The 20,993-nt window shown below is 30.8% G+C and carries 20 protein-coding genes; 12 read left to right on the forward strand and 8 right to left on the reverse strand.

From position 1 onward, the window contains the following. Positions 1–114: 114 nt before the first annotated feature. Positions 115–798, forward strand: coding sequence for a hypothetical protein (locus OCU47_RS19140; protein ID WP_261830165.1), 684 nt, complete (start codon positions 115–117; stop codon positions 796–798). 67 nt (positions 799–865) lie between these two features. Here the strand turns inward: OCU47_RS19140 and OCU47_RS19145 are convergent, their stop codons facing one another. Further along, entirely contained in the window at positions 866–1,921 is a 1,056-nt protein-coding gene (locus OCU47_RS19145; protein WP_261830166.1) for an NADH:flavin oxidoreductase, read from the reverse strand. A gap of 130 nt (positions 1,922–2,051) precedes the next feature. On the opposite strand from OCU47_RS19145, the gene OCU47_RS19150 reads away from it, so the two are divergent. The 6 genes from OCU47_RS19150 to OCU47_RS19175 all read left to right on the forward strand — a co-directional run bounded on the left by OCU47_RS19150 (position 2,052) and on the right by OCU47_RS19175 (position 11,004). Continuing rightward, positions 2,052–2,387: a winged helix-turn-helix transcriptional regulator gene (locus OCU47_RS19150; protein WP_261830167.1), complete on the forward strand. Its 336-nt coding sequence runs from the start codon at positions 2,052–2,054 to the stop codon at positions 2,385–2,387. 156 nt (positions 2,388–2,543) lie between these two features. Next, on the forward strand, positions 2,544–6,887 hold the full coding sequence (gene polC / locus OCU47_RS19155; protein ID WP_261830168.1) for a DNA polymerase III subunit alpha: 4,344 nt from the start codon (positions 2,544–2,546) through the stop codon (positions 6,885–6,887). Between the two features lie 260 nt (positions 6,888–7,147). Continuing rightward, complete coding sequence (locus tag OCU47_RS19160; RefSeq protein WP_261830169.1) at positions 7,148–7,897, forward strand: MBL fold metallo-hydrolase; 750 nt, start codon at positions 7,148–7,150, stop codon at positions 7,895–7,897. Positions 7,898–8,069: 172 nt separating this feature from the next. Further along, positions 8,070–9,185 (forward strand): DUF4932 domain-containing protein, encoded by a 1,116-nt coding sequence (locus tag OCU47_RS19165; RefSeq protein ID WP_261830170.1) that lies wholly within the window; start codon positions 8,070–8,072, stop codon positions 9,183–9,185. Positions 9,186–9,458: 273 nt separating this feature from the next. Continuing rightward, positions 9,459–10,322 carry a pentapeptide repeat-containing protein gene (locus OCU47_RS19170; RefSeq protein WP_261830171.1) on the forward strand — a complete coding sequence of 288 codons (864 nt, stop codon included), beginning with the start codon at positions 9,459–9,461 and terminating at the stop codon, positions 10,320–10,322. Positions 10,323–10,392: 70 nt separating this feature from the next. Next, positions 10,393–11,004 carry a hypothetical protein gene (locus tag OCU47_RS19175; protein ID WP_261830172.1) on the forward strand — a complete coding sequence of 204 codons (612 nt, stop codon included), beginning with the start codon at positions 10,393–10,395 and terminating at the stop codon, positions 11,002–11,004. A 73-nt stretch (positions 11,005–11,077) separates the two neighbouring features. Here OCU47_RS19175 and OCU47_RS19180 read toward each other — a convergent pair whose 3' ends face one another. From OCU47_RS19180 to OCU47_RS19205, 6 genes are all read right to left on the reverse strand, one after another. Further along, positions 11,078–11,704 carry a VC0807 family protein gene (locus OCU47_RS19180; RefSeq protein WP_261830173.1) on the reverse strand — a complete coding sequence of 209 codons (627 nt, stop codon included), beginning with the start codon at positions 11,702–11,704 and terminating at the stop codon, positions 11,078–11,080. 12 nt (positions 11,705–11,716) lie between these two features. Beyond that, positions 11,717–12,424, reverse strand: coding sequence for a flavodoxin family protein (locus OCU47_RS19185; protein ID WP_261830174.1), 708 nt, complete (start codon positions 12,422–12,424; stop codon positions 11,717–11,719). A 44-nt stretch (positions 12,425–12,468) separates the two neighbouring features. Beyond that, positions 12,469–13,029 (reverse strand): PadR family transcriptional regulator, encoded by a 561-nt coding sequence (locus OCU47_RS19190; RefSeq protein ID WP_261830175.1) that lies wholly within the window; start codon positions 13,027–13,029, stop codon positions 12,469–12,471. 146 nt (positions 13,030–13,175) lie between these two features. After that, positions 13,176–14,456: an esterase/lipase family protein gene (locus OCU47_RS19195; RefSeq protein WP_261830176.1), complete on the reverse strand. Its 1,281-nt coding sequence runs from the start codon at positions 14,454–14,456 to the stop codon at positions 13,176–13,178. Between the two features lie 159 nt (positions 14,457–14,615). Further along, positions 14,616–14,924 (reverse strand): DUF6506 family protein, encoded by a 309-nt coding sequence (locus tag OCU47_RS19200; protein ID WP_261830177.1) that lies wholly within the window; start codon positions 14,922–14,924, stop codon positions 14,616–14,618. Positions 14,925–15,029: 105 nt separating this feature from the next. Beyond that, entirely contained in the window at positions 15,030–15,791 is a 762-nt protein-coding gene (locus OCU47_RS19205) for an AraC family transcriptional regulator (RefSeq protein WP_261830178.1), read from the reverse strand. A 429-nt stretch (positions 15,792–16,220) separates the two neighbouring features. Here OCU47_RS19205 and OCU47_RS19210 point away from each other — a divergent pair, with 429 nt between their 5' ends. Next, on the forward strand, positions 16,221–16,832 hold the full coding sequence (locus OCU47_RS19210; RefSeq protein ID WP_261830179.1) for a DUF1062 domain-containing protein: 612 nt from the start codon (positions 16,221–16,223) through the stop codon (positions 16,830–16,832). 79 nt (positions 16,833–16,911) lie between these two features. Here OCU47_RS19210 and OCU47_RS19215 read toward each other — a convergent pair whose 3' ends face one another. Then, positions 16,912–17,568 carry a DUF1905 domain-containing protein gene (locus tag OCU47_RS19215; protein WP_261830180.1) on the reverse strand — a complete coding sequence of 219 codons (657 nt, stop codon included), beginning with the start codon at positions 17,566–17,568 and terminating at the stop codon, positions 16,912–16,914. A 321-nt stretch (positions 17,569–17,889) separates the two neighbouring features. Here OCU47_RS19215 and OCU47_RS19220 point away from each other — a divergent pair, with 321 nt between their 5' ends. From OCU47_RS19220 to OCU47_RS19235, 4 genes are all read left to right on the forward strand, one after another. Beyond that, positions 17,890–18,165 (forward strand): CD3324 family protein, encoded by a 276-nt coding sequence (locus OCU47_RS19220; RefSeq protein WP_261830181.1) that lies wholly within the window; start codon positions 17,890–17,892, stop codon positions 18,163–18,165. A 144-nt stretch (positions 18,166–18,309) separates the two neighbouring features. Beyond that, the gene (locus OCU47_RS19225; protein WP_261830182.1) at positions 18,310–19,614 is read left to right on the forward strand and encodes a helix-turn-helix domain-containing protein; all 1,305 of its coding nucleotides are present in this window, start codon (positions 18,310–18,312) and stop codon (positions 19,612–19,614) included. Positions 19,615–19,808: 194 nt separating this feature from the next. Next, the gene (locus OCU47_RS19230) at positions 19,809–20,333 is read left to right on the forward strand and encodes a GrpB family protein (RefSeq protein WP_261830183.1); all 525 of its coding nucleotides are present in this window, start codon (positions 19,809–19,811) and stop codon (positions 20,331–20,333) included. A gap of 14 nt (positions 20,334–20,347) precedes the next feature. Further along, positions 20,348–20,962, forward strand: a complete 615-nt coding sequence (locus OCU47_RS19235; protein ID WP_261830184.1) for a non-canonical purine NTP pyrophosphatase — start codon at positions 20,348–20,350, stop codon at positions 20,960–20,962. Positions 20,963–20,993: the final 31 nt, after the last annotated feature.

The following is a 20,993-nucleotide window of genomic DNA, read 5'->3' on the forward strand; positions in this document are numbered from 1 at the left end:
TCAAGTCTAATCTACTATTCTATGAAATATAAGTACTTTTTATGCTTGAATAATACCATATATTTACTATAATAAGTATAAATAGTATTTTATGGCTAGAATAGGAGGCTAATAATGATTGAAATTAATTTGAAAATTGATCAGGGCATTCCTCAATATGGTTGTAGTTCTTGCAGTAATTGTCACAGCATTTTTGGAAATAGTTTATGTTCTATTAAAAACAGAGGATGTTGTTGGTACTTTCCTAAGTTTACATTGTATGAAATTCATAAAATGGCGAAAGAAAAAAATGGGCTAGAAACATTAAGCAGGATTATGAATCTTCCTAAAGTTGAAGTTCATAACTATTTTATTCATGCAAAAGGATATTTTGATGAAGTAGGATACAAGAATTATATTAACAGTGGACAAGCATATAATACTGATGTTAAAGATAAAACTATCTTTTTCAGAGCATGCCCATTTGTAGAGCAAGGAGTAGGTTGTACATTACCTAAAAGATACAGAAGTTATGTTTGTAACTTTTTCATTTGTGATGAAGTGGTAAAAAAAGTAGAAAGTTATTCTCAGTATAAACAGTACGTTAATGAGAGAAATAATTATGTCAGATGGATTGAGTGGGAGAACCTTTCACTTGAAACATTTTTAACAGAAAAAAAATTGAATTTGGTAAACAATTTTGATGAAGTTATAACTATCCTTAAAGATATGCCGATAAGGGAATGTGAATTTTGCAGTTTACGTCCAATAGTAGTTTCAGATGAACCTAATAAGGCGTTAGATTCAAAGTTAGGATAGATAAGTTAAATAATATAGACATAAATAGAAACTGCTTAACATTTAACGTTGAGCAGTTTCTATTGTTCTATTTATTATTTTTTTCAAACATAACTTTTCCAGCACAAACTTGAGATTGACCAAACCACATACATTTTGCACAATTAAAGCACTTACCTGTGTCCTTACCGTTCTTAGCATCATTTGCCCAGTTAGGGTTTATAAGAGAACCTTTGCCAATATCAACGATATCTATATTGGTTTCATTTAGTACTGCTTCTGCGGTTTCTGCAGAGTAAATTCCGTTAACTCCGAATACGGGAACTGAAACTACTTCTTTAATTTTTTCTGCTGCATAAATTGCATTAGAGAATTTATATTCCTCACTAACATGCATTTCTTGCTCTATGGAGAATCCATAAGAAACATCAAAGAAATCTATTCCGCTTTGCTCTAAGACTTTAGCATGATGGATGCCTGCTTCTATTGTAGGTTCAAATCCACCTAAACGAATTCCAACAACAAATTCCTTTGGAGTTACTTTTCTAATTCCATCTAGTATTTCTGTCACAAATTTTTCTGGATTCTTGCCATATTCATCTGTTCTCTTATTAATATTTTTATTTAAGAATTGGCTTATTAAGTATCCGTGGCAGCCGTGTAATTCAGCACCATCATATCCAGCTTCATAAGCTCTCCTAGCAGCTTGAATAAAGTCATTTTGTACAGATTTTATATCTTCTTCAGTCATTTCACGACCAACTACAGTTTTTCCATAACCAGTGTATTCATAGGCACTTGGACATAATGGAGCTTCAGATATTCCAACTACCCCTGCATGGTGAATTTGTATAAATATCTTGCAATCTTCTGCATGAACAGCATCAACTATACTTTTTAGTCCTTTGATTTGTTCATCATTCCAGATTCCAAGTTGTTTAGGAGATAATCTCCCATCCATGTTAATACAAGTAGCTTCTTGAATTATTAATCCAGCTCCCCCCTTAGCTAACTCTTTATAACGAGCTATGTTTTCAGCTGTTACATATCCATCATCTGTTAAGCCAATAACCATTGGAGGTACACAAATACGGTTCTTTATTGATACATTCTTAAGATTGAATTCAGTAAATAATTTTTTCAAAAGTTTCACGCTCCTATATCATTAATTGGTTTACAATTTGCTCTTTATTTGATATGTTATTATTATATTTTAGCAAGAAACATAATATCAAGTACGCACATTTTTGTGCCTTACTTTTGGAGGGTTTTTAGTGGAGCAACAAGTAAATGATATAAAACCAGCTTATTGTGAAATTTGTCCTGTTCTTCATTCACTAGAAATAATAGGAGGCAAATGGAGAATACCGATTATATGGCATATATCTATAGCAAAAACCATTAGATATAATGAACTTAAACGAAGTATACCTGGAATCACTAACATAATGTTAACCCGCTCACTGCAAGCATTAGAAGAGCATGGACTTGTAAAAAGAGTAGAATATAATAAAATTCCACCGCATGTAGAGTATTCTTTAACAGAAGTTTGTGAAGAATTATTACCCGCATTGAGGATTATAAATGAATGGGGAAAAAAGATTCCATAATGGATATTGCAGAGTGCATATATGGGAATAATTAAGATAATATTGTATAGTTAATGCACATTTTGTTATGTGTATTTTTTCTACATGACAAAAAATATGCAGTTCTATATAATATAATAAAGTGCTAAAAATTTTAAGGAGAGGTCAAGTGAAGCCATGAAAAGAATAAATGAAATTTTTAGTGATTATGAAGCAGATGGTAATATAAATACTGCTATTGTTGAATCGGTAGTCTTAAAGAAAAAAAGTAAACGCCTAGAGATGAAAATAAGTTCAGATAAGTATATTGAAATAAAAGAATTTGAAGCTCTTAATAGGTTTATAAGACAAAGATTTGCATTAGATGATTCTGAAATTACTGTAAAGTATGCTGATGGAACGGATAAAAAGCCTATAGAAGAAGAACTAAAAAAGATTGTACTTTCAGTAGCAGATAAACATCCAGCATTAAAAGCAGTTATAAATGATAGTGATTATGTAGTGGATAACAAAACTATAAACTTTAATTTTAGAGTGGCAGTATCAGGCTTTTTAAAAGCTATGGATTATGATAAACAACTTAATAAAGTAATAAAAAATTTTTATGGAACAACATATAATATTAATTTTGTTGATAAGGTAACCAGTGAAGATTTAGCTCTTCAAGAGGAGGCACGTAAGCAGGAGATGCTTGCGATTTCAAAGCAAGTTAAGGTGAATGTAAGCAACGAAAATACTAACGTACCTAGGGAAGCTGAACTTAAAAAAGAAGATGCAAAAGAAGAGACAGGTGGAAAAAAAGGAGATCCATTCTTAATATTAGGTAGAAGTTCTAAGATTAAAGAAAATGTAATAAAAATCACTGATATCACTCCTGATGAGGGAAGAGTAGTCATACAAGGTGAAATATCAAATATGGAAGTCAAGGAATTAAGAAGTGGGAAGATGCTTGTTTCTTTTGATTTGTATGATGGTTCAAGTTCCATGACTTGCAAGTCATTCTTAAAACCTGATGAATATGAAGAGGTATCATCAAGACTTAAAAAGGCCAAAGGGGTTAAGCTTGCTGGAACTGCTAGTTATAGCAAGTTCTCTGGAGAAGTTGAAATGATTGCTAATATCATAGTAGAAACTGATGGTATAAGGAGAACTAAGAGACAGGATAATGCAGAGGTGAAGAGAGTAGAGTTACACATGCATACTCAAATGAGCCAGATGGATGCTATGAACAGTGCAACTGACTTGATTAAAAGGGCAATGAGCTGGGGAATGAAGTCTATTGCACTGACAGACCATGGTGTAGTTCAAGCTTTTCCTGAAGCTCATAAGCTGCTAGGAAGAGATAATCCTGATATGAAGGTTTTATATGGAGTGGAAGCTTATCTTGCACCAGATAAAAACCCGTCAGTAACAGCTTCTAAAGGTCAGGGTATTGATACCACTTATTGTGTGTTAGACTTAGAAACTACAGGTTTCTCACCAGTGACTGAAAAGATAACTGAAATAGGAATAATGAAATGTCAGGATGGAAAGGTAATAGATAAATTTAGCTGCTTTGTAAATCCTGAAAAACCTATTCCTTCAAGAGTTGTGGAGGTTACCAACATAACTGATGATATGGTAAAGGATGCAGAGACTATAGAAAAAGTCTTCCCTAAGATGCTGGAGTTTATTGAGGGCAGCGTTTTAGTTGCTCATAATGCACCTTTTGATGTGGGATTTTTAAAGCATAATGCAAAGGTGCTAGGTTATGATTTTGACTTTACTTACATTGATACTTTAACCTTGGCACAGGATATTTTCCCAGAGTATAAGAGTTATAAGCTAGGAAGAATAGCAAAAAATCTTGGTATTAAGGTAGAAGTTGCCCATAGAGCTTTAGATGATGTTGACACCACTGTTCAAGTGTTTAATGTAATGCTTGAAAAGCTAAAAGAAAGAGGAGTTCAAACTGTTGATGATATAGATTTATATGCTGCGGATGAGGAATCTAAAAAGGTAGAATATAAAAAAGTTAAAACTTATCATACAATAATATTTGCAAAGAATTACGTGGGATTAAAAAATTTATATAAGCTTGTATCTTATTCTAGCTTAGATTATTTTTATAAAAAACCTCGTATATTAAGGAGTGTGCTTAAAAAGTATTCAGAAGGGTTGATTCTTGGTAGTGCCTGCAGTGAAGGAGAGTTATATCAAGCTATACTTCTTGGAAAGCCTGAGGAAGAAATAGAAGCTATTGCAGCAGAATATGATTATCTAGAAATCCAGCCTTTAGGAAATAATGATTATTTAATAAGAAATGGCCAGGTACCAGATAAAGAATATCTAAAAGAAATAAACAAGAAAATTATAAAACTTGGTGATAAGTTAGGTAAGCCAGTTGTGGCTACTGGGGATGTTCACTTTATGGATCCTGAGGATGAGATATATAGACGTATATTAGAAGCAGGACAGGGGTATAAGGATGCGGATAATCAAGCTCCATTATATTTAAGAACTACTGAAGAAATGCTTAATGAGTTTTCATATTTAGATCCTGATAAGGCGTATGAAGTAGTAGTTACCAATACTAATAAGATAGCAGATATGTGTGAGCAGATAAGTCCAATATCACCTGAAAAAGCCACACCATATATAGATGGTTGTGAGCAGACAATAAAGGATATAGCTTATGGGAAAGCCCATGAATTATATGGAGATCCATTGCCAGAAATAGTTCAGGCGAGATTAGATAAAGAACTAGAATCTATTATAAAAAATGGATTCTCAGTAATGTATATTATTGCTCAAAAATTGGTATGGAAATCAAATGAGGATGGATACTTAGTTGGTTCCAGAGGATCTGTTGGATCTTCTTTTGTGGCGAATATGACTGGTATAACGGAAGTAAATTCCCTTCCACCTCATTATAGATGTCCAAAATGTAAATATTCTGATTTTGAAGATTACGGAGTTAAAAATGGTTTTGACTTACCGGATAAGAACTGCCCTGTTTGTGGAGAAAAACTTGATAAGGATGGTATTGATATTCCGTTCGAAACCTTCTTAGGCTTTAATGGAGATAAAGAACCAGATATAGATTTAAATTTCTCAGGAGAATATCAAGCAAAAGCTCATAGATATACGGAAGTTATATTTGGAAAGGGCACAACTTTTAAGGCTGGAACTATAGGTACTATAGCTGAAAAAACAGCTTTTGGATATGTTAAAAAATATTATGATGAAAAAAATGTTACAGTGAATAGTGCTGAGATTAATAGAATCTCAAAAGGATGTACAGGAATAAAAAGAACCACAGGTCAGCATCCAGGGGGAATCATAGTTGTACCTAAGGGAAGAGAAATCTTCGAATTTTGTCCTGTTCAGCATCCAGCTGATGATCCAAATTCAGATATTATTACAACACACTTTGATTATCACTCTATTGACCAAAATTTATTAAAGCTCGATATACTAGGGCATGATGATCCAACAGTTATAAGAATGCTGCAGGATATAACAGGAGTAAATCCACATAGAATACCAATGGATGATAAAGAAACAATGTCTTTATTTTACTCAACAGAAGCTCTTGGAGTGACTCCAGAACAAATAAATTCGGATGTTGGGACTTTTGGAATTCCTGAGTTTGGTACTAAGTTCGTAAGAGGAATGCTTGTAGATACAAAGCCTAGGGAGTTTTCAGATTTATTATGTATATCAGGACTTTCTCATGGTACAGATGTATGGCTTGGAAATGCTAAGGACTTAATTGATAATGGAGTAATTACAAGTATAAGTGATGCTGTATGTACGAGAGATGATATCATGGTTTATTTAATTAAAAAAGGGCTTCCGCCTAATACTGCCTTTAAGATAATGGAGACAGTGCGTAAAGGAAAAGCTTTAAAAGAACCTAAGTTTCCAGAATATGAAGCAATGATGAGAGAGCATGATGTACCAGAATGGTATATAGATTCTTGTAAAAAGATAAAATACATGTTCCCTAAGGCCCATGCAGCAGCTTATGTAATGATGGCATTTAGAATAGCTTGGTTCAAGGTTCATATACCAAAGGCTTATTATGCAGCATACTTTACTATAAGAGCAAAGGTTTTTGATGCTGAGGTAATGATTTTTGGGAAAGAAAGAGTTAAAGAGAAGATGAAGGAAATTCAAGCTATGGGAATGCAAGCACCTCCAAAAGATAAGGATATGTATGAAAGTTTGGAGTTAGTGCTTGAAATGTATGAAAGAGGCATTAAGTTTCTTCCAATTGATTTATATAAGTCTCATGCAACAAAATTCCTAGTAGAAGAGGATGGATTGAGACCACCTATAAACAGTATTGCTGGTATGGGAAATGTGGCAGCAGAAGGTATATACAACGTAGTGCAAGAAGGAACCCTTATAAGCTCTGTAGAAGATTTGAGAAAGCGTGCTAAGATAGGAAATTCTGCAATAGACTCACTTAGAAAATTTGGATGCTTAAAAGGTCTTCCAGAAAGTGATCAATTGAGTTTCTTTGATGTTTTTTAAAGTTCATAGTAGAAGCTATAAATTAAAAATATAGCAATAATTAAAGTTAGTCCTAGGAATTTCTTAGGGCTAACTTAATTTGTTTTAATACTGTTTAATATTAGTTAAAATTTTCTCTAAAATATTTTTAATTAAATATAAAAAGGATATTGACAAATAATTTAAATTGTATAAAATATAATTGTAAGCAATAAAATTAATAACGAAGAGAAATTAAATAAAAATAAATTAAATTGAGAATTTAGAGGAGGATTTTTATTATGAAAATTAAAGCAGTAAGATTATATGAGAATGGATTTATGACACAGGACTTAGCCTTTGGAGGAAGTGCTGATAAGAGTCAATTAGATTTAACAAAAACTTATGCATCAAGTCTTCAAAATTACCTTATAGATACAGGAAAGGAAGTAATCTTAGTTGATACAGGTGTCCCAGCAGAAACTCCAGAGGTAGCTCCAAAGGAAGGACAGAAGATTTATCAAGGTACTAGAGTAGAAACTTACTTAGAATCATTGAAGTCTTTAGGATATAATCCTGAGCAAGTAACTAAAATATTATTAACACATAAACATCCAGATCACTCAGGAGAGCTAAGAAGTTTCCCAAATGCGAAGATATATCTTTCTTCAATTGAAGCAGATGCATTAAACTTAAATGGAGAAAACATAGTAAGAGTTGATTTTAAAGATGGAGCATATCATAATTTTGATAAAAGTGAAAAGATTGTAGAAGGTGTTTATTTACTTCCAGCTCCAGGTCATACTTTAGGAAATAGCATTGTAGTAGCAGAGAATGAAGGTCTTTTCTATATGATGCATGGAGATGTAACATATACTGATGATGCACTTGTACAAAATCAACTATCTGTTGTATTTGAAGATAAAGAAGCTGCTAGAGTAACTCTTGAGAAGGTAAGAGAATTTGTTAAAGATAATCCTACAGTATATCTTTCTACTCACACTCCAGAAGCTCTTGTAAGCTTAGAAGAAAAAAGAATCATAAAACTATAATTATTTATAAACAGCTAATACAAAGATTACATACTTTGTGTTAGCTATTTTTAGCTATAAAAATAACATAGAATTAACTGAAAGACTTATAGCCAGAGGATTTATATGGTATAATTTCTATAAAATACATAGGATGTATTAGGGGCTAGTAAATTTTAAAGGATGGTTTTTTATGAAAAAGAGAATATTGCTTTTGGGGTTAATAAGCGTATTATTATTTAATTTTTTTGGATGTGGAAGTAGTAAAAAAAATAATGAAGTAGTGGATAATAAAAATATAGTGATTGCAATTAAGCAAAGTGGTAAATGTAATGTAAGCATTGAACCTAAGATAGAGTTACTTTCAATAATGCAGTATATTGCTGATGATCCTGCTATCTTGAAAAAAGATTTATATAAGGATAATGAAAAATATAGTAAGGATATTTCAGAGTATTTTTCATCATATAAAAATGAAGGGGTAGTTACATTATATAAAGAAATGATGAAAAGTGGGTTCAATTATAGTGCTCCTGCTGAAGCAATGTTGTATGTTGATGATAACTTAAAACTAATAAACAATTTAACTTTGCCTGAAGATGTTGTAAATAGTGCAGGTGGGAAGGAAAAGTTATTGAAATTTTATAACTTATTGGATGATTTTAGAAAAAAAACTAAATTTGATGATTTTTATATAAAACATAATGATTTTTATAAAAATTTGGTTTCTGCTGTAAAAACGAAAGTTGACCAATCAGAGTGTATTGAAACACTAGAAAAATACTATGGATATAAACAAAATAGTTATAATTTTATTATAGAACCTTTATCAATAGGAGGTTATGCGGCAAGGATTCCTTCTAAAGATGGTAAGTTTGATTTATATGATTTTATGGTAGTGCCAAATAATAATGCAGAGTTTTTTCAGCTTATAATACATGAATTTGGACATTCATATGTGAATCCCTTAACTGCTCAAAATATAAACGAAATAAATAAATATGATAATTTATTTACTTCAATAAAAGAAGTTATGACTAAGCAACAATACAGCAGTTGGGAATTTTGCGTAAATGAGAATATTGTAAGAGCAGTAGCCTATAGGACTTTATTTAAGAACTTTGGATACGAAGTAAGTGAAGGATATATCAATATGGATACTCAAAAAAAGTTTATTTTCATAAAAGCAATTACTGAAAATTTAAAGGAATATGAGGATAATAGGGATAAGTATCCTACATTTAATGATTTTTATCCAAAACTTGTAGAAATGTTTAAAGAGTTATCAAATAAACAAGTACCAAAATAATTCTGTATTAGTAGCTTCAGTTTAATGAGGCTATTTTTTTGTTATTCATTAATAGTAAATTAGAAATTTATTATTGTGGTGTTGAGAGTATACTACTGAAGAGATTTAATGGTAAAATAGAATTATTGTTGAATCTACATAATATTAAGAGTTATGTGTTCTAAGGTGTCTGAAAATAAGTAACAAGTCCCGATAGACTAGCGTAGGGAATTATTTATTTTTTGAAGATGCCTAAAGGTGATAAAGTAACTAAAAGAATACGGGAGAATAGATATGACATCACAAGATATAAAAAAAATAGATAAAAAATTATATGAAAGCCTAAAAATTGATTGTCCAAAATGTTTTGGGTTATGTTGCGCTGCATTATATTTTTCAGCTTCAGAAGGGTTTCCAGCAGATAAGGAAGCTGGGAAACCATGCTTAAACTTACAATCGGATTTTTGCTGTGGAATTCACCAAGACCTTAGAAAGAAGGGATTTAAAGGATGTACAGCTTATGATTGTTTGGGAGCAGGACAAAAAATTGCTCAAGTTACATATGGTGGACAAAGCTGGCAGGAAAAACCTGAATTAGCAAAGCAAATTTTTGATGTGTTCTTAATTATGAAACAAATTCATGAAATGCTTTGGTATTTAGCAGAAGCATTTAGAGCTCAGACAAATGATGTAATTAAGAGTAAACTTAAAGATTTGATAGACGAAACTGATAGTATTACGCATGAAAATGTAGATTTTCTTATGAAGTTTGATATAGAGGCGCATAGAGATAAGGTGAACTCTTTGCTTAGACAGACAAGTGAAATAGTTAGAGCTAGAGCACTTGGAGGCCAGAAAAGTAATTTGAAAAAGCAGAAGACTATAGCAGGAAGATTAAATTTATTTGGAGCAGACCTAAGAAAAGCTAATCTTAGAGGAGCAGATTTAAGAGGGGCATTTCTTATAGCAGCTAATCTTAGTGGCAATGATTTGAGTGGAGCAGATCTTATTGGAGCAGATTTGAGAGATACTGATCTTAGAGGAGCAAATTTAGAAAAGAGTTTATTTCTTACACAATCTCAGATTAATGCTGCTAAGGGTGATGCTAATACTAAATTGCCAGTGACTTTAGAACATCCATCTTATTGGGAAAAATAATTGATTTTGACATAAGATATGTGTTTTATTAAGTAATTATATAGTTGGAATGAATTTGGAGGAGATAATAATGAAGATAGATAAGATAGAAGTGTTTGGATGGGAAGCAGCTATAAGAGGGATGAGAAATCCGTTGAATAGTTGGGAAAAATCAGATAGTAAGTATAGCAATGGTTGCATTGAGATAGGAAACAACGATAAATCGCTTATGCAAAGATTGGTCTTGGCAGGAACAGAACATAGTAAGTTTATGAGGTACATCACTGTATACATGGATATAGAAGCTCCTTTATATTGGTGGAAAGAATTTGATACTTATAAATTCTGTGAGAAAAATAGTACAAGTACCATGCATAAAATTACTTCTAGACCACTAACTTATGATGATTTTGAATTTGATTTTCAAAGTGAATACAGAACTAGATTGATAAATTATATTAATGATTTAATAAGCGAATATAAAAGAGTAGACGATGCAAAAAGAAAAGAAGAAATTTTTAGAATGATAATTCAGGATTTGCCAAGTGCATTTAAGCAAACTAGAACTATTATAACTAACTATGCTGAAATTAGAAATATGTATTTTCAAAGAAAGAATCATAAGCTTAAAGAGTGGAGAGAAACTTATATTGATGCATTAAAATCATTGCCATACTCAGAAGAGTTAATAATGATTAAGTAATTAATATTTAGGTATGAATTTATAATAAAATATAGCCTAAGGTAAAAAGTGAATTTCTACCTTAGGCTATATTTTATGCAGCAAGCTTTTGTTTCTTAAAATACCATTGAGGAACCATAATTGAAAAAGCTATCATAAGTGGAGTTGAAATATTATCATACATAGTGCTTATAGCATAATATTGACTCATGGAAATAGAGTGTAATAATAAAATTCTTAAACCTGCTTGACTTAAGTTTAGAATTCCCCATGCAATGCTAAGCATTCTCCAAATATGTATGTACTTTGCTTGAGATTTCAATTCTTTTGAAGTGGTTTTGTAAAAGCTTTGTTCAACTATTACTTGGATTAATGATCTTTTGAATAATAAAGAACCAAAGAATATTAAAGCGTATAAAATATCTTTTATTATTGGAGAGATTAAATAAAAATTTGGATTTTTTGAAATAACAGTACCGATTAGTCCAACTCCGTAGAAAACTGCACTTATTGTTGCAAGAGCGTTGAATTCATGATTCTTTATAAAATTAATAATAACAACACCTATACTCCAAAGACCAGATAATATTATTCCATTAAGAGTCATACCAATATGATCCATGGTTGCGAAAATTATAATTGGAATGATTGCACTGATAACGAAGTCTCTATTGAATACACTTTTTAATAATGATTGCTTTTTATTTGATATATTTTCCATAATAAATTCCCCCTAGTTATGCCAATTTTTATTTGCATTTTTAATATAAGTTTCTGAATCAATAATATTTGTATCAAGTATTAATTGAGTTTCATTTGATATATATCCTGATGTAACTATTTCTTTACCTGCACTTCTCAAAGCTGAAAAATATGGTTTGAATAGTTCTTTTAAATTTGCATCTTGTCTTACATTACCAAGAGCCCCTCCTTGCCCGAATAGTATGGAGCCTGATAAGTTACCATTTGTCATTACGTTGAAAGTTTCTAATAAACCTGAAAAATTATATTTTCCTGGGAAACCGCAATTGGAAATCAAAACTGTTTTTGTTGGTGATTGCTTTTTATTTCTGGAGGGATGACCATATTTATTATCATCACACTTTAGTATTTCTCCTTTGAATAGTGGAAGGGTACGATCCATGAAATCTTTCATTAGACCAGTAACTGTGAAATAATAAAGTGGTGTTGCATAGACAATTATATCTGCCATGGATACTTTAAGAAGTAAATCTTCCATATCATCTTTGTGGATGCATTTCCCGGGAGTTTTAGTCCAACAACTAAAACATCCTGAGCAATGATTTATATGTTTTCTATTGAGGTAAATTGTTTCTTTTTCTGCACCAGCTTCCTCACAACCTATTAGAAATTGTTCTAACAATACTTCTGTGTTACCATTTATTCCTCTTGGACTGCCATTAATAGCTAAAATTTTCATTATACTGCTCTCTCCTTAATAATTTTTTATATTAAATATTACCGTTATAAATCTTTAATTTCTTCTAATTGCTTTAACGTATCTTCACACCATTTAATTTTTGCTATTTCACTTTGTTTTCCATAATTAATGGTGCTTGACCATAGTATTAAAGTTTTTTTATCTACTTTAATCTTGCCTGAATTAAACAAATCCTGTATTGACTTGTATTGGTTTAAGGTAGCCTCAGAATTTTTTTTGATTTCTTCAACTTTTTCAATAGTACTTTTGGTAGGGATGTCTTTTGATAAGAATATTTTCAATAAAAGTTCTGATCTAATGGGTTCTTTGTCTACCGGAAGTACTAACCAATTATCTAATTCTTCCTTTCCTTGTTCAGTGATAGAGTATATATTTTTTGTTGGTTTTGAATCATTTTGTTGTGCCTGCTTAGTTATTAATCCTTCTTCATCCAATCTTTGAAGAACAGGGTATATATGTCCGTAATTCTCATTCCAGAAATGTCCTATGCTATTGTCACAGAATTTTTTAATATCATATCCAGAACCTGACATATGGTTTAATATTCCGAGAAGAGCAAATTTTGTTTTATTTAGTTTTGCCATTTATATTCACCTCATTTATATCACTCTGATATACTATGTTTTAATTATATCAGAGTGATATATATAGTCAATACTTTTTAGGAAAATTTTTATATTTGCTTCAAAGATGTTCAAAGGATTTTAATGAAATAGAGAACTAGTACATTTTAATTTGGCAGACTGGCTAACATTTCTGCTAGTTTAAGATATTCATGCTTTAGTTCTGGATGAAACTTATATAGCGAAACTATGTCTGAATGATCTGTACGTTGCTTTGTGCCAAGATAATTCCATGCACCTTTTTGAGGAATTTTATTAAAGTTAATTATTGTATCCCTTGAACCTTGGTGAGGTCCTTGAGCAGAGATTACACTTACTAAGCCATCATTTGGCCACCAATCATTAGTTATAGTAACTTCATTAGAGTTATTGGAAGTAAAAGACCCTATAAATTCAGATGTTGGAATAAGTTGTGGAAGCATGGTTATGTTATGAATTTGGTGTTTAGTTAATAAATCTTTGTGTGTATTAAGGCAAGCTAAAGAAAAATAGTAAACATTATCTTGGAGAGAGATCCAAGAATTTAATTCTTTTGCTCCTTCAGGAGTAAGTTCCCAAAGGCTAAAATCTTTTGTTTCATTCCATAAGTTACTACTTATTACCTTATCAACATAATCTTTTAAAGATTCTGTATGCTCCTTATGAAGTCCCCATTGGTCCAAGCTGTAGTCAAAATAAGGATTGTAAATTAAATCAGTAACGCCAGTTATAGCACCAAGGCTTGCTAGAAACTGCTGAATAAATGGTATGAATTTAGAAGTTTCACGCGCAAGAGGTGTTCCATCATGAGGTGTTGCAAGAGTAGTTATGCTACTTACCCAAGAGTTTCTGCCCTTAAAAAGTTCAGATATGTTACTTTCAGGGGTTACTTCTAGTTCGTCAGCATTTCCCTTTTCCAAAAGTTGAGTCAGAACTCTAATAGTTTGTCCACCCATGCTATGACCTATTAAATGAATCTTTTTTATTGTTCCATTTTCAGATTTACTTCCTAGCTCAGGATAAACTCCTGGATAGGTTCTTCCATAACGTGCATGGCCATACTTTTTTGAATGTGCTTCTCCATAATCAACTATTCCACCTTTTAAGTAAGCAAAAAGTTCACAAGCCCTGTCCCAGTTACTTGATATTGGTCCTATGGTTGGAGTAAAGACGGTAAAGTCGTTCCTATTTAAGTAGTCCTTTAGGCTGAAAAAACCACCCCAATAATTAAGACCGAATAGTTCGTTACTTCCCCAACCCATATGTCCATGGACCATAACTATTGGATAGTTATTACTGCATGTATTTAAAAGCTTGCAATTCTTTTTATTTATTAATGAATGGTTTTCAAGAGCAGTATCTAAATTTAATGGAAAATCAATTATTCGAGTATTTTTTGATTTAGACATGAAATACAAACTCCTTTTCAGTTCAAACATATTTAATATACATTATGAAAAAAAGTCATAAATGTACTTAATCAGTATCATATAAATAAGGACGATTTAGCATTTAGATGCTAAATCGTCCTTGTTTATACTAGTAATGAGATTTGATTTTTCATAATGTTAGTTATTAAATAGTTCATCACCGCTCTTAAAATCAAATCCAGGATGATGATCAAATTTCACAGCACCAACTGATGCCTTTCCTTTTACAGCTTTACTTACAAGTGCAATACCCTCATTTCCAAAACCAGCGCAAAGTTCTAAAGCTTTAATGCCTTGCTCAACTAACTCTTTTGCAACCTCTACCGCTTCACTATAATTTTTAACTCCAACCACTGTTAATTGTACAACAGGAGTATCTACAACTGTTCTGTGAATTTTATAATCAACCTCTGGTGCTACAAAAATAAATGCTGCTTTAACTTTCATATAAATCTCCTTTCATAAAATGTATCTAACTAATACATTTTGCTATGTTTTAAATTATGAATACATAATAGCATACTGATGAAAAGAGAAATTGTAATATATTGCTCACTTTTTTGTTAAGTTATTTTTATAATCCTTAATAGATATGCCCATCTGTCTTTTGAATACTTTACATAAGTGACTTTCATCAGACAAGTTGATATCCATTGCAAGATTAGTTTCAGATTGAGCATAGAATATCTCTGTCTTTATTATTCTCATTTTTGCTTGAATATAATATTGATATGGAGTTACTCCCATTTCTTTTTTAAACATGCGAATTAAATGGTATTTTGATATAAAAAATTCTTTGGCTAATGAATCCAAATTAAATTTTTCGCAGGCATTTACTTTGATGTAATTACAAATCAAGGGAATTATGTCATTTGAAGCACTGTTTTGTGAGGATATATTATGGTCAATAGAATTACTAATTAATTTAAGAATAGATTTTAAAAATTTACTTTCATCATTATCCTTCTTAAAAATATTGCATAAAGCAAACATGTCATTCTGAGAATCCATTTTGATAAAGTAGTTATTAAATCTTATATGATCAACCTGTCTTTTTAGTTCATTTTTAAAGCATATAGTTACGTAATCATATTTAGTGTCTGTTTTTATTGAAATTCCAGTATTTGAGGGGAGGATAAAGGCCATGGATTTCTTCAGCAAGCATTTGGAGTTGTTTATGGTGAATTCTGCCTCACCGTTAAGAATGCAACCTACGCAAAAGCTTTCATGACTATGGAGAGGAAAATGATGACTGCTTTTCCCATATACAATTTCAACAGATCCTTTTTCATAAAATTCTATATAATTTTTCATATTACTTTCTCCAAAATAAAAGGTTAATTGATACTATTTTACAATACAAAATGCTAATAATGAAGTACAAATTTATAAAACAAAGAGAGATGTTTATCAAAATATCTCATCTTTACTTATGAAACAAGTTTGAGGTTTTAAATAGCATATAGGTTTCATAGAATATATTTATCAAAGAGATTGGAGGAATTATTTATGAGACCACCATTTATAAAGTAATTTATAATTAGAGAAGATGGGAGGAGTTATTTATGATGAGACCTTTTATGAATGCGTAGCAGAGGCTATGGCATTATTATAAGAATATGATGAAATGGCCTGTGTGAATCCTAAAAGTTTAATTAAGGCATTTTTAAAAAATAAATAAGTCCTAATGTTAGTATATTTGGACTTGTTAGTTATTTTCAGATGACTAATAGGAGGCACAAAATGAGCTATTTGAAGAAATATCAATGGGAGTTAATACCTGAAAGTTTACCGACAGTTAAAAGAAATTGTCCCAAGTGTAATGAGAAAACACAATATATCAGTTCTGAAAAATTTAGAGTTAATGCAAATAAAAATAATATTGATGTTTGGTTAATTTATCAATGTGAAAAGTGTAAATCAACTTTCAACATGACAATATATGAGAGAATAAAACCTTATGAGATTAATAAAGATGAGTATGAAAGGTTTCTTTGTAATGATAGGGAATTGGCAAAGCAATACGCATTTAATCTTAGCATGTATAGCAACAATAAGGCTGAAATTATTTTGGAGAATGTTAATTATAAATTGATAGAAAGACAAATAGAAGCATACTGCATGAATGAGGATGAAATAGTTGTAGAAATCATTTGTAAATATCCTATAGGTATTAGGGTGGATAAGCTCTTAGGTGATAAGCTTGGAGTATCAAGAAGTAAAATAAAATGTATGCATAAAGAAGGATTAATTATTATTGATGATGATAAAAATTCTTTGAATACTAAAATAAGAAATGGTTTATTGATACGTGTTTTAAAATCAGAAAAGAATGTGTTAGATAAGGCAATATAAAGTTTTTATGAAAAGTTTGAGCATAAACAACTTCAAATTAACAATAAGTTAGCTACGCTTGTAAGCTAACTTATTGTTATTATTGTGCTAATATTTCTAAGTAACCAACTATCTCATTCATATCTACTTTCTCTAGAGTTCCTACAGCAGGATCATAGTAGATTCCATCAAAGTAAAGTATGTAGTGATTGTTAATATTTATAATACAGCATTTTGGAAGAATGCTATCAGGCTTTAAATTATAGAACATTTTCTTTGAGTGATTAATTCCATAGTAGTCTAAAGCCTCTATAACCTTGCTCATAGAACAACATTGAGAACCCATTAATGAGATCACTTCGTCTAGAGAAATTCCTGTGAGCATTGAAACACAAGCATGGCCACATAATCCGTTTCTTGGTTGGATTATAGATTTTATAGTATCTATTTTCCTTATAGGATTTTCTAAACTATAAGGGCTATTATTATTTATCCTAGTTAGCCCATTAATGATTTCTAAAGATACATTAACATTATTATCATCTTGAGAAATGCTTTTTAGATTAACTTTTGAAATGGGAATTAAATAATTTCCATTACCTTTAGGAACTAGTTTACACTCATAAGTGAAATCATTTATTGTTATTTCGGCAGGGATGTTTCCTTTTTGTGCACACTCTTCCCATACATTAAAAGGAATACTAATGAAGGCTCTTTGACCTTCTTGAAAGAGATAACCAGTGAATTCATAAACCATAATAAATCCCCTTTAATTAAAAATTTGTTTTAATTTCTACTTAAACTTATTTTAATAATAGCTGAATATTGAATAAATGTAAATTTATTAGTTAACAATAATTAAGAATTAAGCTATAGTTATAAATTGTTAATTATGATATAATTTGATTATAATGTGGTTTAGGCATTTTTCAGATGTCTTAAGAAGGGGGAATAATAGTCTTATGAAAAGATATGTTATGTGTGCATAGCAAAGGCTATTGCGCATTAAATAATAATTTAAGATAAATGTAGCCTTTGCTCAATCCTAAAATGAAATTTAATTTAGGAGGAGCATTTAATGAGCTATGCAAATGCAAGGGAGATATTTCCTGAAGATATATTGGAAATAATTCAAAATTACGTTGATGGTGAATATATTTATATACCAAAGAAAGAAGAAAATAGAGTGGCATGGGGTGAACTTACTCAATGTAAGCAGGAGCTTCAAGCTAGAAATGCTAAGATATACGATGATTATTTAATCGGGATATCTATACAAAGTCTTTCACAAAAGTATTATTTATCACCCAAAACTATACAAAGAATTGTTTCAGAAAAAAAGAAGATCGGATGAAATGAGTGTACTACTTAACATGAGTTGAGTAGTACATATTTATTTTTAGCTAAAAATTAAGGTTAGATGCTTATTTCGCAATACAGGACATATTCTAATAGTCTTAATGCAGTAAAATTAAGTTACGGTGCAGGAGGGATTTACATGGATAATATAGAGATTCTCCAAAAAGTAGTTAACTATATTGAAGCAAATTTAAAAACTGAATTAAATTATGAAGAGCTTGCAAGGCTTGTAGGGTATTCTCCCTATCACTTCTTGCATATATTTGGGGATGTGATAGGTATGCCACTATCTGCATATATAACAAGGCGTAGAGTTAAACATGCTATTTATGATATCTCTAAAGGTGAGAAATTGATAGATGCAGCCCTTGCTTATGGATTTGATACTCATTCAGGTTTTTTTAAAGCCTTCAAGAGAGAATTTGGTTGTTCACCATCTAAGTATGTAAGAACCTCAAAGGTTAAAAAGCCAGTACCGATAAATTTAAAACAGGAGGCAAAAATAATGCTTACACAAGCTGAATTAAGACAAATTTTATCAAAATGGGATGTAGATACAAAGTTAAAAGTAGATAAGGTGTATTTTTATATGGGGAATATTAAGGGTTGGAATATAGGAGATAAGTATGTATTTACTACAGGTGTAAATATAGCTGGATTACGTACTCATATATTAATTGCAGAATTATTATCTAAGAAAGGTATTAATGTCTCATATCCTATAAAAACAAAAGATGGACAAGACTTTTTACAAGATGATGACCGATATTATGCATTGTTACATCGTGTGAAAGGAAGATATTTAACTCCAGAAGAAAGATATGAGAATAGAGAGGTAACAGGACAAAAGTATGGAGAAGCAATTGGGAAGTTACACTGTGTTCTTAAGGAAGTTGATGATGACTTGATATTGAAGAATGAAAATTTATATGATACAGTTTTCAATTGGGCTATGCCTGCAACTAAGAGAATAATGGAACAATGGAATTGTCCGTTACCAGAAGAATTTTTTGAAGAATATAAGGCGAACTTTACAAAGTTATATGATAAACTTCCTAAGCAGATAATACATCGTGACCCTAATCCAACTAATATTTTATTCAATGGAGAGGAGGTAAGTGGATTTATTGATTTTGATATAAGTGAGAGAAATGTGCGAATTTTTGATCCATGTTATTGTGCTACAGGAATACTAGCAGAGTCCAGCAAGATAGTAGATGGGTATGAAGAATGGCCAGAGCTTCTTAAAGGTATTATTAATGGATATGATAAGATATGTCCATTAAGTGTTGAAGAAAAGGCAGCAATACCATATATAATATACTCAATCCAAATGATATTCATTGCCTATTTAGAAGGCCACGATGAAGCAAAAGAAATGGCAATGGAGAACAGAAAAATGCTTGTATGGTTATGGGAGAATTCAAAGAAGTTAAAGTTTTAAGTATAAATCAAGATGTGAAAAGTATGCTAACTATAGTTTAGCATGCTTTTTTTTCTTCTCCAAACCGCTGTAAAAAAATTTGTAATTTCTAAGATTGAAATAGAGCATATATTTTAATGTTCTTAATAATTATTGCAATTAAAAACCATATATGATATTGTGAGGTAATCTAAATTTTTATTGGAGGTGTAGAAATGAGAACAAAAAGTGTAATTGTTCTTCCATATGATTCTAACTGGAGGAACGAATTTGAAAAAATAAAATTATATTTAGAAAGAGCACTTGGGAATACAATCCTTGGTATTGAGCATGTAGGAAGTACCTCAATAGAAGGATTAGCTGCTAAACCTATTATAGATTTAGATGTTATTATAGAAAGTTATAATAATTTTGAGGATGTTAAATCTCGCTTAGAAGGGTTAGGATACTCTTATGAAGGAGACTTGGGGATAAAAGACAGACAAGCTTTTAAATATGATGAAAAGCAAAAGACTGAGTTTCTGACTCATCATTTGTATGTTTGTCCTAAATATTCTGAGGAGTTAAAGAGACATCTTACTTTTCGTAATTATATGAGAGCTCACAAAGAGGATGTAGATAAGTATGGTGAAGTTAAATTGCAAGCAGCAAAGATGTTTCCAACAGATATTGATAGCTATCTAGAATATAAAAGCCCGTGCATAATTGAAATTTACAAGAAAATTGGATTAGAAAAGTAGAAGGATATGATTTTATGAATTTAATATATGGAACTTATAATCCATCTAAATTAGAGAGCATGATAAAGATGTTAGATGGACTAGATATTTGTTTAACTGGTCTTCAATCATTGGAAATAAAATTGCAAGAGGCAGAAGAGAGTGGAAAAGAACCTTTAGCAAATGCAACTCAAAAAGCTTTGACGTATTATGAGCAGCTAAAGAAACCTATATTTTCTTGTGATTCTGGGTTATATTTTGAAGAAGTTGAAGAAGAAGATCAACCTGGAGTGCTTATAAAAAGAATTCATGGCAATAATTTGACCTATAAAGAAATGGTTGGCTATTATAGTAATTTAGCAGGCAAGTATGGTGGAAAGCTAACTGCTTATTATAAGAATTCTATATGCTTAATAATGAATAAAGATAATATTTATAAATATGATGGTGAAGATATATGGTCTGAAAAGTTTTATATTGTAGATAAACCTCACAAGATTTATAGAGAAGGTTTTCCACTAGATTCATTGTCAGTAGAGATTAAAAGTATGAAATATTACTATGATTTAGAGGATGATGATAGTGAAAATTTAGGGGTTATTAAAGGCTTTAGAGATTTTTTTATTAGAAGTTTAAACACTTGTAAATAGAATCTCATATGTTATTAATTATTTTTTGAAG

Origin of the sequence: Clostridium sp. TW13, from assembly GCF_024345225.1 — a bacterium.
Classification (GTDB): Bacteria; Bacillota; Clostridia; order Clostridiales; family Clostridiaceae; genus Inconstantimicrobium; species Inconstantimicrobium mannanitabidum.

Bases quoted from the DNA above. Each gene is read 5' to 3' on its own strand.
- polC (WP_261830168.1), top strand. From the start codon at position 2,544: ATGAAAAGAATAAATGAAATTTTTAGTGATTATGAAGCAGATGGTAAT.
- OCU47_RS19200 (WP_261830177.1), bottom strand. From the start codon at position 14,924: ATGAAAGTTAAAGCAGCATTTATTTTTGTAGCACCAGAGGTTGATTAT.
- OCU47_RS19195 (WP_261830176.1), bottom strand. From the start codon at position 14,456: ATGTCTAAATCAAAAAATACTCGAATAATTGATTTTCCATTAAATTTA.
- OCU47_RS19230 (WP_261830183.1), top strand. From the start codon at position 19,809: ATGAGAACAAAAAGTGTAATTGTTCTTCCATATGATTCTAACTGGAGG.
- OCU47_RS19205 (WP_261830178.1), bottom strand. From the start codon at position 15,791: ATGAAAAATTATATAGAATTTTATGAAAAAGGATCTGTTGAAATTGTA.
- OCU47_RS19220 (WP_261830181.1), top strand. From the start codon at position 17,890: ATGAGCTATGCAAATGCAAGGGAGATATTTCCTGAAGATATATTGGAA.
- OCU47_RS19190 (WP_261830175.1), bottom strand. From the start codon at position 13,029: ATGGCAAAACTAAATAAAACAAAATTTGCTCTTCTCGGAATATTAAAC.
- OCU47_RS19225 (WP_261830182.1), top strand. From the start codon at position 18,310: ATGGATAATATAGAGATTCTCCAAAAAGTAGTTAACTATATTGAAGCA.
- OCU47_RS19160 (WP_261830169.1), top strand. From the start codon at position 7,148: ATGAAAATTAAAGCAGTAAGATTATATGAGAATGGATTTATGACACAG.
- OCU47_RS19140 (WP_261830165.1), top strand. From the start codon at position 115: ATGATTGAAATTAATTTGAAAATTGATCAGGGCATTCCTCAATATGGT.
- OCU47_RS19185 (WP_261830174.1), bottom strand. From the start codon at position 12,424: ATGAAAATTTTAGCTATTAATGGCAGTCCAAGAGGAATAAATGGTAAC.
- OCU47_RS19180 (WP_261830173.1), bottom strand. From the start codon at position 11,704: ATGGAAAATATATCAAATAAAAAGCAATCATTATTAAAAAGTGTATTC.
- OCU47_RS19215 (WP_261830180.1), bottom strand. From the start codon at position 17,568: ATGGTTTATGAATTCACTGGTTATCTCTTTCAAGAAGGTCAAAGAGCC.
- OCU47_RS19165 (WP_261830170.1), top strand. From the start codon at position 8,070: ATGAAAAAGAGAATATTGCTTTTGGGGTTAATAAGCGTATTATTATTT.
- OCU47_RS19235 (WP_261830184.1), top strand. From the start codon at position 20,348: ATGAATTTAATATATGGAACTTATAATCCATCTAAATTAGAGAGCATG.
- OCU47_RS19210 (WP_261830179.1), top strand. From the start codon at position 16,221: ATGAGCTATTTGAAGAAATATCAATGGGAGTTAATACCTGAAAGTTTA.
- OCU47_RS19175 (WP_261830172.1), top strand. From the start codon at position 10,393: ATGAAGATAGATAAGATAGAAGTGTTTGGATGGGAAGCAGCTATAAGA.
- OCU47_RS19170 (WP_261830171.1), top strand. From the start codon at position 9,459: ATGACATCACAAGATATAAAAAAAATAGATAAAAAATTATATGAAAGC.